This window comes from Peribacillus sp. NPDC097224, assembly GCF_044761985.1.
In the GTDB taxonomy this organism is placed as follows: domain Bacteria; phylum Bacillota; class Bacilli; order Bacillales; family DSM-1321; genus Peribacillus.
Genome location: NZ_JBIWDK010000004.1, coordinates 190436 through 203853, shown reverse-complemented (window position 1 = coordinate 203853; position 13418 = coordinate 190436). Strand labels below are relative to the sequence as shown.

Below are 13418 nucleotides of genomic sequence, written 5' to 3'. Positions count from 1 at the left end.
TAATGGAGGAAGAATTTTTGGAATATGGAGCAATCGTTTCAATTGTCATATACATGGCAGGTATGCTGCTAATCGGGTACCTTGCTTATCGAAGGACCGCTAACCTGACGGATTACATGCTCGGAGGAAGAAACTTGGGTCCGGCTGTAACCGCTTTAAGTGCCGGTGCTTCCGACATGAGCGGATGGTTGCTGATGGGCCTTCCTGGAGCCATGTACTTGAATGGCTTAAGTGCCGGGTGGATCGTCATCGGTCTGTCAGTAGGCGCTTATCTAAACTGGTTATTCGTGGCGCCAAGGCTTCGTACATATACGGAGATCGCGAATAATTCTATTACTATACCAGACTATTTGGGGAATCGGTTTAAAGATACCTCCCGAATTTTAAAAGTGGTATCCGCTTTAGTCATTTTAATCTTTTTTACTTTCTACACCTCTTCCGGTATGGTAGCAGGCGGGGAGCTTTTCCGGACGGCCTTTAACCTGGATTACCGATATGGAATCTGGCTGACGGCAAGTGTCGTCATTCTTTACACGTTATTCGGTGGCTTCCTTGCCGTGAGTTGGACGGATTTTGTTCAAGGAACCATCATGTTCATTGCCTTAATTCTAGTACCTGTCGTCACCATTGTAAATATAGGAGGCTGGACTCCAACATTTACGGAAATAAAATCAATTGATCCGACCCTTTTGCATGCGTTTGAAGGAATGTCGACGATTGGGATCATTTCGTTGCTGGCATGGGGACTTGGTTATTTTGGCCAACCGCATATCATCGTCCGATTCATGGCGATATCTTCCGTGAAAGAATTGAAAAGTGCCCGTCGCATCGGTATGGGCTGGATGGTGTTCGCCATTGTAGGTGCCATGTTCACAGGATTGGTCGGGATTTCTTACTTTAGCAAGGCGAATGCGCCTTTGGGGGAAGCGAATGCAGAATCAGTATTCATCCTCCTTTCTAAAGAGTTGTTCCCGTCTCTAATTACGGGATTCTTGCTGGCGGCGATTCTATCCGCAGTCATGAGCACGATCGCTTCTCAATTATTGGTGTCGGCAAGTGCGTTGACGGATGACTTCTATAAACAGTTCGTTCGTCCAAATGCTTCCGATAAGGAATTAGTGCTGGTTGGACGGTTGGGCGTATTGGCGATATCCGTGATTGCCCTTGTTTTGGCGTTCAACCCGAGCGGGACCATTTTAAAATTGGTTGGGTATGCTTGGGCAGGTTTCGGCTCGGCATTCGGACCGGTCATATTACTGAGCCTTTTCTGGAGAAGAATGACAAAATGGGGAGCCCTGGCTGGAATGATCATCGGTACGGTAACCGTGATCGTATGGGAATCCATCGACAAGTTCGCGGAAGTCTACGAAATCATACCTGGCTTTATCGCAGGTACGCTTGCCGTCGTGATTTTCAGTCTGTTATCGGCGAAACCTTCTAAAGAAATAGACGAAGATTTTGATCAGGCTGTTAAAAACCTAACTAAATAGAATGCGCTGTTCAATTGAATGGATGGCACTCTCTTTTCAATCATTAGCAAAAACATGGTACAATAGCTGTAAAGTCCTTATGTGTAGTGCATGAGGACTTTTTTTTGAGTGAGTTGGGAATAATAAGCCAAAAAATAAATATAAAGGATACGGGATGAACCATTCACATAAAATTGCAGGTAAAGTAGCTATTATATATATGATCATTGGGGCCTTATGGATTTTTGTTACCGATTACATCTCGATGTCCCGCGCAAAAGAGAATGTTCACACCTATGCGATGTTCCAGCATTCGAAGGGGTGGATCTATATATTCATAACCGGGATCATTCTCTATGTCATCATCCGGTATTGGACAGGGAAAATGTTGCGGTCCCAACAGGAATTCAACTTGAAGGATGAGCAGTATCAATCCTTGTTTAAGCACAATCCAGATAGTGTTCTACAATTGGATCTTGAAGGCAGGATCATGTCGGTTAATCCAAAAGCCGAAAAGTTCCTCGGGGTCCGAGGTGAGGCATTAAAAGCAAAACAAGCGGGATACTTCATCGATTTGATCGAAAATGAAAAAGCATCTGATTATTTTATCAAGTCTTTGGAGGGAGAAGCTGTACACTTCGAAACGAATATCCAGAGGATGGATGACGAAAAGCGAATCATGCGTGTCACCTTTTTGCCCATCATTGTCCACAAGGAGTTACTTGGAATCTATGCCATCGTCCGGGACATTACCAAGGTCCGGCGTGAAGAGGAATTGATGGTCATGTCTGAAAAGCTCTCCGTCATCGGGCATCTCTCGGCAGCAGTGGCACATGAAATAAGAAATCCGTTAACATCATTAAAAGGGTTCGTGCAATTAATGGATATGACCAAGGAAGTCGACCCGTTGCATACTGACATCATGTTAAAGGAAATTGAACGCATCAATATCATTTCGAGCGAGTTGCTCGTCCTTGGCAAGAAACAGGATGTCACCTTCCGTAAGCTGGACCTTGGGGACTGCCTGCATCAAGTGTATACACTCATGAAAGCTGAATCGAACCTGAACAATATTGAGATGGCCATTGAAGTGAAAGGGGCAGACCCCGTTTTAGTCATGGCCGATTCGATCGAGCTTAAACAGCTATTCATCAATCTCATCAAGAATGGCATCGAGGCTGTTGGTGAGAATGGAAAAATTGACATATCCCTGCAAATCATCGATGATCATGCTATAGTCATGGTCAGTGATAATGGGATCGGGATGGAGCCGGAGCGGTTGGAGCGAATTGGTGAACCGTTTTATTCGATAAAAGAAAAGGGAACGGGAATCGGGCTTACCATCTGTCAGAAAATTGTCCATCGATTGAATGGTGAGATGCGATTTGAAAGTGAGAAACATAAAGGGACGACGGTGACAATTCGGATTCCGTTGGCTACTACCCTATAACAAATGGTACTATAAAGGATATGAAAAGTTTTTTTATTAAAGGAGAACGATATGAGCGAATTACCTGTATTACTGAACGATAGAAAGCCATTTATCCAGGAAGTCTGGAAAAAGTCAGGCTTTGCACAACTTACGCCGGTACAAACGAAAACGATTCCTGTCATTGCACAAGGAAAAGACGTCATGGCCGAATCTCCAACGGGGACGGGAAAGACACTTGCTTATTTACTGCCATTGCTTGAAAAAATAGATCCTGAAAAAAAATCCCCCCAAGCTTTAATCTTGGCTTCATCACGGGAATTGGTGATGCAGATCAATGAAGAGATTCGGATTTGGTCGGAAGGTAGCGGTATTTCTGGAGCAGCCTTCATTGGTGGTGCCAATGTGAAGCGTCAGTTGGACAAACTGAAGAAGCATCCACAAGTGATTGCGGGAACACCAGGCCGTGTCTATGAATTGATTGCCCAAAAGAAGTTGAAGATGCATGAAGTGAAAACGATCGTACTCGATGAAGGAGATCAATTGATCATTCCCGAGCATATGCAAACAATCAACAATATTATCAAAACGACGCTTAAGGACCGCCAAATCATGGTGTTCTCGGCGACCCTTCCCGAAGAAACGGAAAAAGTGGCCCGAGGATTCATGAATGAACCAGAATTGATCAAGGTTGATAAAAGTGAAAAAATGGATTCGAAGGTCGATCATCTTTATTTTGTAGTCGAAAGACGCGAAAAGTCCAAAATCTTGGAGAAAATCACAAGATTGAAAGATGTGAAGGCATTGGCCTTTTTGAACGATATTGCCGAGCTTAGCGTGTTACATGAGAAGCTTAAGTTTAAAGGCATCGAAATGGGCGTACTTCACGGGGAGTCGAATAAAGTCGATCGTGAAAAAGCGTTGCGTAAGCTTCGTTCTGGAAAGTCACCGATGTTGATTGCAACCGATGTGGCGGCCCGTGGACTTGATATTAAAGGACTGACAGCCGTCGTTCATATTGATATGGCTGAAAACATTGACCAATATATTCATCGGTCTGGTAGAACGGGACGTGCCGGAGCGGATGGCACGGTCATCTCGATCGTGACGGAAAGAGAAGAGCGTGAGTTGAAGAAAATGGCTCGCGAACTTGAAATCCCCTTAACGAAAGTCACTTTCTATGGTGGGAATATCGTAGAAGAAGAATAGGCTTGAAGAATGGAGATGGCCATGAAGGCTGTCTCTTTTTTTATGTTCTGTAGCGTAATCCGGCTATCCTCATTTGACGTTCCTATTTGATAGATTGCAAGCTTTTTAAAGGAAAACTGGCCGCTTCACAAGCTTTGTGGATGATTAACAAGGGCAACAGGACTGATCCTGTACGAATGCCCAGGCGACTTACATTGAAAACGCTTCCAAAATATGTTTTTTTAACATATGATAGATATAGCTATTTGGATAGGGGGAGTTAGAATGGGAGAGAAATATAAGCATATTGAAACAGCTGTGATTCATGAAGGATATGATTCGAAGGAGCATTTAGGAAGCTTGACCACACCTTTGTTTCAAACCTCGACATTTACGTTCGATACGGCCGAACAAGGGGAAAACCGGTTTGCTGGTTTAGAAGATGGATATATTTACTCGAGGCTGGGAAATCCGACGGTTCGGGTGCTGGAAGAGAAGATTGCGGCCTTGGAAGGCGGGGAAGCGGGACTTGCGTTTAGTTCAGGGATGGCTGCCGTGTCTGCGGTCCTTTTTGCTTTGACCAAAGCCGATGACCATATCGTTTGTTCAAAAGGGTTGTATGGATGTACTTTCGGCCTTCTTCAACTGATGGAGGAAAAATACCGGATCACCCACGATTTTTGCGATATGGAAACGGAGGACCAGCTAAGGAGCATGATCCGTCCGAATACGACCTGCATCTATGTTGAGACGCCGATTAATCCGACGATGAAAATGATCGATTTAGCATTGGTCATGAAAGTCGCCAAGGAGAATAATGTGCCTGTTGTGGTCGATAATACGTTTTCCACTCCATATTTACAGAAGCCACTGGAATTTGGATGTGATGTCGTCCTTCATAGTGCTACGAAGTATCTTTGTGGACATGGGGACGTTGTGGCGGGTCTGATTGTCGGAAAGAAGGAGTTTATCAATCAGGTGGCCATGACAACACAGAAGGATATCGGAGGGATTATTTCGCCATTTGATGCATGGTTGCTGTTGCGGGGATTGAAGACGTTGCCAGTCAGGATGGATCGTCACGCTTCTAATGCAACGGAGATCTTTCGCATGCTGAAACAGCATCAACGGGTTAAGGCCGTCTATTATCCAGGCGACGCAGAATCAGGGGATTATCGGATCATGGAAAAACAGATGAAATCCGGTGGAGGCATGATTTCCTTTGAACTGGAGGGGACAAAACAGGATGCCCAACGATTCCTCAATAACTTGAAGCTTATAAAAATCGCGGTCAGCCTAGGAGACGCTGAATCCTTGATCCAGCATCCCGCTACGATGACACACTCGTCCATCCCAAAAGAATCAAGAACGCAGATGGGCATCACCGACCAACTCATACGGCTCTCCGTCGGCCTAGAATCCTGGCATGACATCTGGTCTGACCTTGAACAGGCGTTTTAGGGGTCTGACCCCTTTTATTTCCTGAATTATTTCCTGAGGTTCCTGATCAGGACGGTTATGGATAGGATGAGGATGAGGGTGGCCAGGATATAGGATGTGGTGGTGATTGTCGGATGGGGCGTGCTGTTCCTTACGCCGATTCCGATGATGGCCCAGACGAAGACGAGTGGGTAGCACCAGTCCTTGTTTTTGATGGCAAAGATGAATGCCAGAGCCGTGGCTACGAGTAAGAGGGCGATCGTCCATGCTACATCGGAAATCCCGAAACCATTCCAGCCGATATAGGTCAGATAGTAGGAAATGTTAGCAATGGTCGCGACGCTCACCCATCCTAGATAGACGGAAAAGGGCATCAAGTCGAGAAAGGCATGCCTCACTTTTATAATGTTTGTGTAAATGACAATCAAGGTCAATAAAAGTGTAATGATGATGATGACGGATAACAGGAAGAATTCGTAATGCCAAGCTAATAGCCAGGCTCCGTTAAATATACAGCTTAAGGCGAACCATGGGAAAGAGACCATATATGCGGGACTTGTTTTATGTTTCCCCATAAACTGTCTGGCTACCCAGATGGCAAGAAGAAAATAAATCAATCCCCATATCGAGAATACATAGCCGGCTGGGGTAAAAAGAACGTCCAGTTTCCCGGAAACTTCCCCTGAGGTTTGGCCGTTGAAGGGAAGGTAATTAGCCAGGAAGTTCATCGTGATGACGAACAGATAGGCAACAAGGTTGATAAGAACAATTAGCATGTGTCTTCCTCCTTTGAATGAGATTGGGACATATTATCTTATTCCTTTTAAATTGGAGAGATAACCTTTTTTAGCACATCGGAAGGAAGGATTCTTACTTAGTGGAGAAAAGATGGTATTCAATTGTCTGTAAAGGGATAAAGGTACAACACGTCTAAAAAATAAGGACCTTGCTACTTTTATTGCAGCAAGGTCCTTTAAAGGTGTTTAATTAATTAATGAAATTAGGATTTAGCGTTAACAACCGTTTCATCCTTTTTTTCGGGGGTTACATATTCTTCTTTTAATATGGAATAATAGGCGCTGTCTAATAATGTACCCTTCGTCATGTGGCTTTTACGGTGAATCCCTTCACACTTCATGCCTAAGCGATCCAATACTTTCCCGGATGCGGCATTTATCACATCACATTCAGCAAATACTCGCTCCAAATCCAAAACATTGAAGGCTAATTCCAGTATTGATTTTCCCGCTTCGGTCATATAGCCTTTACCCCAGAAATTCCGGTTTAAAGTATAACCCAGTTCTCCACATTTGTTCGATTCATGCACTCTGAATTCGATAGCCCCAATCATTTTGTTGTCTTCCTTTAACACGAGTGCATATTTGCCGATAGGCTCTTCCAAGAAATAGTTCGCTATGAAGTTCTTAGTCTGGTCCAAATCTTTATGTTTGTCGTAAAGGTAACGTGTCGTTTCTTCATCAGATGTATATTCATACATATCCTCAGCATCATCAAGCGAAACCGGACGTAAGATGATACGCTCACTTTCGATATGATTGTGCTGAACCATTAAAAGGTTTGTCTTTCCCATTTGAATTCCCCATTTATTCTTGATTTTCCAATTATTATAGCATAATTCAGTACATTTAATAAGAAAATAATGGAATAAAATTCTAGCATCTCTCTTGGATCGTGTATACGAGATTCGTATGATGGCAGGGATCTATTGATATGTAAGCACCACGGCTATAGTCGCTTACATAGGATGGATTCCTCCCTTTTCTTATAGGATTTGCTTGCAACTATCGATTCATTTTAGGATAGATGTTTTACATCCGTACTTTAGAGTGTTAAAATAATAGAAGATTCAAAAAAATAGTTAGTCCTTCGGGGTCGGGTGAAAATCCCAACCGGCGGTGATGAAGCAATTCTAAGCCCGCGAGCCTGATAAAGGCAGGATTTGGTGAGAATCCAAAGCCGACAGTACAGTCTGGATGGGAGAAGGACGTGTGAAATCCAAGTGTATACGTACGCCTATTTTTTCAGAATATGAAATGATGGGTTTATTAGGTATACCATTTTTTTCACTCATTTCTCCTGCTAACTCCTTAGGCAATCCTAAGGGGTTTTTTATATGTGTATAAAAGGGGGAGAAACTATGTTTACCGGAATCATTGAGGAGATCGGCACGGTTCATTCCATGAAAAAGGGAAGAAGCAGCATGGAACTGGCCATTTCCTCTAAGAAAGTACTGGAAGATGTTCATCTTGGAGACAGCATTTCCGTTAACGGGGTCTGTTTGACGGTGACTTCCTTCACACAGACTTTATTTACGGTCGATGTGATGCCGGAAACGGTGAAAGCTTCATCGATCCGGACATTGAAACCAGGTTCAGAAGTGAATCTTGAACGTGCGATGAGTGCTAATGGACGTTTCGGCGGCCATTTCGTTTCAGGTCATATTGATGGAACGGGCACCATCATGAAAAAAGAACGAAAAGAAAATGCCGTCTATTATGTGATTCAGCTGGAAGAAGGGCTCAGTACATACTGTATGCCAAAAGGATCTGTTGCCATCGATGGGACAAGCTTGACGATATTCGGCATCGAGGGAAATTTGCTGACTGTATCACTCATTCCCTTGACCCATCAGGATACCATTTTGGGCAGGAAGGCGGCAGGCGATATCGTAAACATTGAAAACGACATGTTAGGGAAATATATCATACATCAAATGAAAAACAGCGAATCAAAACCAGGACTGGATTTAGCATTCTTGTCTAAGCATGGATTCTAATAAATGGAGGTGTACAGGATGTTCCATACCATTGAAGAAGCGATTGAAGATTTGAAAGCTGGGAAAGTAATCATCATTTCCGATGATGAAGACCGCGAAAATGAAGGGGATTTCGTGGTGCTTGCAGAAAAGGCGACACCCGAAGCCATTAACTTTATGGCGACGCATGGCCGTGGGTTGATTTGTACGACGATTACCGAACAGTTGGCGAAAAAGCTGAACTTGCATCCGATGGTCAATGATAACACCGATCATCATGGGACGGCCTTCACCGTAAGTATCGATCATAAAAGCACGTCTACCGGAATCAGTGCGTTCGAGCGGTCCATTACCATCCTTGAGCTTTTGAAGGAAGATTCGGTTGCCGAGGACTTTCAACGCCCGGGGCACACTTTTCCGTTGATAGCCAAGGCAGGGGGCGTGTTAAGCCGCACGGGACATACGGAAGCCTCCGTCGACTTGGCCAAGTTATGTGGGGCTGCTCCAGCAGGTGTCATTTGTGAAATCATGAATGAAGATGGAAGCATGGCACGTGTATCCGACTTGGAACTAATTGCGGATAAATTCAACCTGAAATTCATTACGATTGCGGACTTGGTACAATACCGTAAGCAAAAGGAATCATCGCAAGAACAGGTATACATTCAAAATGCATGATGTTTTTAAAATGAGGAGGAAATAGACATGGGGAAAATTATCGAAGCACAATTAATCGGATCGGGACTGAAAGTGGGAATCGTGGTTGGAAGGTTCAATGAGTTCATTACAAGCAAGCTATTGGGCGGAGCATTGGATGGTCTGAAACGCCACGGTGTTGACGAGGATGACGTGGACATCGCTTGGGTGCCAGGAGCATTTGAATTGCCGCTCATTGCCAAGAAACTTGTGAACACGGGGAAATACGACGCAGTGATTGGATTAGGGACGGTCATCAGAGGTTCTACTTCGCATTATGATTATGTCTGCAATGAAGCAGCGAAAGGAATGGCCTCCGTTGCTTTGGATACCGGCGTTCCGGTCATCTTCGGATTATTGACGACGGAAAATATCGAGCAGGCCATTGAACGGGCCGGCACGAAATCGGGAAATAAAGGATATGAAGCAGCGGTCAGTGCCATAGAAATGGCGAACCTTGGAAAACTGATTGAACAATAAATTAGATAGAAAGCCGCGGAAGGGCAACCATCCGCGGCTTTCTTCTTGAACAAACAAATTACTTCTCGCTGACTGTCAGCTTTTCCAGGCTTCTTAAAAGGTCTTCAAAACTGGAGAAGTTACTTTCCATTTGGGTAATGAGGGTATTCTGATCGACCACGCTCGCGGCGACTTCCTCCAGGGAAGCGGCATTTTCCTGTACGATGCTGGCAATATTGGTCACTTCATTCGTTGCCGTACTCGAGTTTTGCGTCAAAGCTTGAAGCATGGTTTGAAGTTTGATCGATTGTTCCATGACTTGGAGCGTGTTTCCTTCCATCTCTTTGAAAACGTGTTCGACATCTTCGGAGTTTTTCTTTATCATGCCTGCAACATCCAAGCTCTGATTCACGCCATCTGTCACCTCATTAGACTTGATGGAGATATGATGTAAGATTTGCTGGATTTGATTGGTCGCCTGTCGGCTGTTTATAGCAAGCTTCCTGATCTCATCCGCAACCACGGCAAAGCTCTTCCCATGTTCCCCCGCTCGTGCCGCCTCGATGGAGGCATTCAAGGAAATTAAGTTCGTTTGGTCCGAGATGTCTTCGATTGTTGCCAGAATCGTTTGGATCTGCTTATTTTGTTGATTCAATTCTTCCATTAAGAAGGCGGTCTGTTTAGCCTTTTCCCCCACGGATATAATATCTTGGGCAAGGATGATCATCGCCTGACGTCCATCTTTGGTGCTTGATTCATTTTCTACCGTATGGACTTTCATTTTATCGGATGCAAGGGTGGCCTGTTGAACTTCTACATCGAATGAATCGATGGAATCTTTCACTTCATTGGCGCTTAATGCCTGGGATTCAATATTCCTTGTGACTTCTATAAAGGCATTCGTGATTTCCTTGGAGATATTTCCAGTGACTTGGACATTGGCTTGCAGCTCATTGTAAAAGTCGGTCAATCCATGAACGGATTTGGTGATTTCGTCAAGCATATCCTTGGTCTTGATTTCCGTTTGTCGGCTCTTAGCAAGCTCGACCAAAGCGACATTAATCGAAGCACTACCGATTAAACTGAAAAAGACGGATAAAATGGCAGTTAAAATAAATAAAAGAATGATACCAAGTACAGTGACGCCCTTTTCAGATAAAACCATGGAAAAAGGTTCTGACCATAAAATCAGGTAAATCAGGAACCCTGAATATAGGACGATCGACAAGATGACATGATAATAATCGTAATAAATGGACGCAAAAAGAAGCCCTAGATATAACAGGACCAATGACAAAGGGCTACTGGACTGGATGATGATCGAAGCGAATAAAAGGTTGATCGTGATGCCGATAAGATAGGGCACCCCGAGTGTCCATTTTTTTTGCTTGATCAAAATGGAGGCCACAACGGCGGGGATGATGCTAAAAAGGGCAATGATTCCAATGTTTAGAGTCGGTATGCCGACTGTGAATGAAAATAGGAGGCCGGCAGCAATCGTGAATAGTGTATAGATGATGATGGCCGAGTGTCTTGAGTTATTTATTATTTCTCTTGATGCACGATCTGATCTGAACTGATACATTGTCATACCTCGATTTCTATTTAGTAACTCATCTATATTACGATGTAAATATTACAAAATAAAGAAAAAAATTGAAGGTGGTCGATTTTTTTTTACGTTCAAAGCGGTTTTGGGTGGAACCGTGTTAAAATAGTCGGATGTGATTATGCTACAATTGTAAAGATTGCAATTGAAAATCATTTCTTAGGGAAAAGTAAATATATTAGTTTTTAGGAGGGGTTTATGTGTACTATCTTTTTACACATAATGATTTAGACGGGGTCGGCTGCGGAATCGTCGCGAAGCTTGCATTCGGGGAAGACGTGGTAGTTAGCTATAATTCAATCGGCCGCCTTAATCAGAATGTCGAAGCATTTCTTGAGCAGGCGAATATCGAGGATACATTGATTGTTACCGATCTTTCGGTAAATGAAGATAATGAAAAAATGATTACGCAATTCGTTGAGGATGGAGGACATGCACTTTTAATCGACCATCATAAGTCGGCACTGCATTTGAATGAACATGACTGGGCATCTGTTACGGTTGAACAGGAAGACGGCAAACAAACGGCAGCCACTTCTTTATTCTATCAATATGCGGTGGATCAAAAGTGGCTGGAGCCTTCCCGGATTTTCTCTGAATTCGTTGAATTGGTTCGACAATATGATACATGGGAATGGCAGGCCAATAATAATGTAACGGCCAAACGGTTGAATGACTTATTCTTCATGATTCCGATTGAAGAATTCGAAACGAAGATTGCACATAAGCTCTCATCAGCTGAAAACTTCGCGTTTGATGAAGTGGAACAGACTCTTTTGGGAGTGGAAGAGAGTCGTGTGGATCGGTACATAAATAGGAAAAAAAGAGAAGTGTATCAGGCTACGGTCGGTCCTCATACAGTTGGGGTGGTCCATGCCGAGTCTTACCATTCGGAATTGGGTAATGAGCTATCAAAAGAATTTTCCCATCTGGATTATATTGCGATCCTTATGGTCGGAAGCAAAAGAATCAGTTTCCGCACCATCCATGATGAGATAGATGTAGCTGAGGTTGCAGGGAAATATGATGGGGGCGGCCATCAAAAAGCCGCAGGTTGTACGATGTCGGAAAAAGCATACAGCCAATTCGTCGAGAAGACATTCTTCTCTGAACCGATTAAGCGCGACGCTCATAAGAACCAATTGAATGTGAAGAATTCACCAGAAGGTTGCCTATATTCAACGAGAGATAAACAGGATATCTTCATTTATGAAAATGATGAAGAAGAAGAGTGGATCATTGAAGTGAATGGAAAACTGATAAAGAAATCGTTTGATACGTTCGAGGAAGCGGAAAAATACACGAAACGTAAATATGTAGCCTGGCTTGCGAACGATGAAAGATACGAAGAGTTTGTGAATAGAGGGTAAGGCAATGCAGCTGTCCAAATTTGGGCGGCTGTTATTTGCAGTTGTTATATGGAGGGAAAAAAACGAGGGTAGTACCTTAGTTCTTTTCTCCTAAAAACGCTTGACAAAGATTCGATTATACTGAATAATCTTATTGTTAAGTAGTTGATAACGATTATCAATTTCAGCGTGAAAGGGGAGGTAATGATTACATGCGAATGAACGTTAGTAACGTTGAAGTTGGATACGATAAAAAAGTGATCGTTAACGGCTTGACGATTGAAATTCCCGATGGTCAAATTACTACAATCATAGGATCTAATGGGTGTGGAAAATCAACGTTATTAAAAGCTTTAACAAGAATCATTCCCTATCAAAATGGACAGGTCTTTCTTGATGGAGCAGAAATACAAAAAAAGAATACGAAAGAATTGGCGAGGGAACTGTCGATCTTGCCACAAACACAGGATAGTGCAGTAGGACTTTTAGTCGAGGAACTGGTTTCATATGGTCGTTTTCCATATCAATCAGGGTTCGGTGGCCTAAAAAAAGAAGACAAAGAAATCATTGATTGGGCCATGAAGTCTACTAATACATATGAATTTAGACACAACTCTGTAGATGAACTTTCCGGAGGTCAAAAACAGCGGGTGTGGATTGCCTTGGCACTTGCGCAAAACACGGACATCATTTTTTTGGATGAGCCTACAACCTATCTGGACATGGCCCATCAACTTGAAGTATTGGAGCTTTTGCAGAACTTGAATGAAAAGGAAAATCGGACCATTGTGATGGTTCTACATGATTTGAATCATGCAGCCCGGTTTTCACATTTCATGATCGCTCTTGAGAGTGGGAATTTAATAAAAGCGGGCACACCAGAAGAAGTGATGAGTCCAGATGTACTGAAGAAAGTGTTTAAAATTGACGCGGAAATCAGTAAAGACCCCCGTACAGGTAAACCAGTTTGCATCACATACGATCTAATAAAAGGAGAATGAAC

At 43.3% G+C, this 13418-nt stretch carries 11 protein-coding genes, 1 pseudogene and 1 riboswitch; of the genes and pseudogenes, 9 read left to right on the top strand and 3 right to left on the bottom strand.

What is annotated here, in order from left to right; genetic code table 11:
* Positions 1-17 precede the first annotated feature (17 nt).
* The 4 genes from putP to megL all read left to right on the top strand — a co-directional run bounded on the left by putP (position 18) and on the right by megL (position 5547).
* Positions 18-1490 carry a sodium/proline symporter PutP gene (putP, locus tag ACIQXR_RS10460; RefSeq protein ID WP_402871901.1) on the top strand — a complete coding sequence of 491 codons (1473 nt, stop codon included), beginning with the start codon at positions 18-20 and terminating at the stop codon, positions 1488-1490.
* Positions 1491-1644: 154 nt separating this feature from the next.
* Positions 1645-2919, top strand: a complete 1275-nt coding sequence (locus ACIQXR_RS10455) for an ATP-binding protein (protein WP_402871898.1) — start codon at positions 1645-1647, stop codon at positions 2917-2919.
* A 51-nt stretch (positions 2920-2970) separates the two neighbouring features.
* Positions 2971-4107, top strand: a complete 1137-nt coding sequence (locus tag ACIQXR_RS10450) for a DEAD/DEAH box helicase (protein ID WP_402871896.1) — start codon at positions 2971-2973, stop codon at positions 4105-4107.
* A 264-nt stretch (positions 4108-4371) separates the two neighbouring features.
* Positions 4372-5547 (top strand): methionine gamma-lyase, encoded by a 1176-nt coding sequence (gene megL, locus ACIQXR_RS10445; RefSeq protein ID WP_402871894.1) that lies wholly within the window; start codon positions 4372-4374, stop codon positions 5545-5547.
* A 26-nt stretch (positions 5548-5573) separates the two neighbouring features.
* Here megL and ACIQXR_RS10440 read toward each other — a convergent pair whose 3' ends face one another.
* Positions 5574-6302: a tryptophan-rich sensory protein gene (locus ACIQXR_RS10440; protein ID WP_403079948.1), complete on the bottom strand. Its 729-nt coding sequence runs from the start codon at positions 6300-6302 to the stop codon at positions 5574-5576.
* A 224-nt stretch (positions 6303-6526) separates the two neighbouring features.
* Complete coding sequence (locus ACIQXR_RS10435) at positions 6527-7117, bottom strand: GNAT family N-acetyltransferase (protein WP_402871885.1); 591 nt, start codon at positions 7115-7117, stop codon at positions 6527-6529.
* A 288-nt stretch (positions 7118-7405) separates the two neighbouring features.
* Positions 7406-7536: riboswitch (FMN riboswitch) on the top strand.
* Positions 7537-7684: 148 nt separating this feature from the next.
* On the opposite strand from ACIQXR_RS10435, the gene ribE reads away from it, so the two are divergent.
* From ribE to ribH, 3 genes and pseudogenes are all read left to right on the top strand, one after another.
* Positions 7685-8323, top strand: coding sequence for a riboflavin synthase (gene ribE / locus ACIQXR_RS10430; RefSeq protein ID WP_402989155.1), 639 nt, complete (start codon positions 7685-7687; stop codon positions 8321-8323).
* An 18-nt stretch (positions 8324-8341) separates the two neighbouring features.
* A pseudogene (gene ribB / locus ACIQXR_RS10425) lies at positions 8342-8944 on the top strand (3,4-dihydroxy-2-butanone-4-phosphate synthase); the annotation flags it as partial.
* 63 nt (positions 8945-9007) lie between these two features.
* The gene (gene ribH, locus ACIQXR_RS10420; protein WP_402871881.1) at positions 9008-9478 is read left to right on the top strand and encodes a 6,7-dimethyl-8-ribityllumazine synthase; all 471 of its coding nucleotides are present in this window, start codon (positions 9008-9010) and stop codon (positions 9476-9478) included.
* Positions 9479-9536: 58 nt separating this feature from the next.
* Here ribH and ACIQXR_RS10415 read toward each other — a convergent pair whose 3' ends face one another.
* Positions 9537-11042, bottom strand: coding sequence for a methyl-accepting chemotaxis protein (locus tag ACIQXR_RS10415; protein ID WP_403079945.1), 1506 nt, complete (start codon positions 11040-11042; stop codon positions 9537-9539).
* A gap of 224 nt (positions 11043-11266) precedes the next feature.
* Between ACIQXR_RS10415 and ACIQXR_RS10410 the strand changes: the two genes are divergently transcribed.
* Both ACIQXR_RS10410 and ACIQXR_RS10405 read left to right on the top strand, forming a co-directional pair.
* A complete protein-coding gene (locus tag ACIQXR_RS10410; RefSeq protein ID WP_402958458.1) occupies positions 11267-12436 on the top strand; it encodes a DHH family phosphoesterase in 1170 nt (389 codons plus the stop codon).
* Between the two features lie 191 nt (positions 12437-12627).
* Positions 12628-13416 (top strand): ABC transporter ATP-binding protein, encoded by a 789-nt coding sequence (locus ACIQXR_RS10405; protein WP_402871873.1) that lies wholly within the window; start codon positions 12628-12630, stop codon positions 13414-13416.
* The last annotated feature ends 2 nt before the right edge of the window (positions 13417-13418 follow it).

Excerpts from the sequence above, each read along its gene's own strand:
- ACIQXR_RS10450 (WP_402871896.1), top strand. The coding sequence starts at position 2,971 with ATGAGCGAATTACCTGTATTACTGAACGATAGAAAGCCATTTATCCAG.
- ACIQXR_RS10415 (WP_403079945.1), bottom strand. The coding sequence starts at position 11,042 with ATGTATCAGTTCAGATCAGATCGTGCATCAAGAGAAATAATAAATAAC.
- ACIQXR_RS10455 (WP_402871898.1), top strand. The coding sequence starts at position 1,645 with ATGAACCATTCACATAAAATTGCAGGTAAAGTAGCTATTATATATATG.
- ribE (WP_402989155.1), top strand. The coding sequence starts at position 7,685 with ATGTTTACCGGAATCATTGAGGAGATCGGCACGGTTCATTCCATGAAA.
- ACIQXR_RS10405 (WP_402871873.1), top strand. The coding sequence starts at position 12,628 with ATGCGAATGAACGTTAGTAACGTTGAAGTTGGATACGATAAAAAAGTG.
- ACIQXR_RS10435 (WP_402871885.1), bottom strand. The coding sequence starts at position 7,117 with ATGGGAAAGACAAACCTTTTAATGGTTCAGCACAATCATATCGAAAGT.
- megL (WP_402871894.1), top strand. The coding sequence starts at position 4,372 with ATGGGAGAGAAATATAAGCATATTGAAACAGCTGTGATTCATGAAGGA.
- ACIQXR_RS10440 (WP_403079948.1), bottom strand. The coding sequence starts at position 6,302 with ATGCTAATTGTTCTTATCAACCTTGTTGCCTATCTGTTCGTCATCACG.
- ribH (WP_402871881.1), top strand. The coding sequence starts at position 9,008 with ATGGGGAAAATTATCGAAGCACAATTAATCGGATCGGGACTGAAAGTG.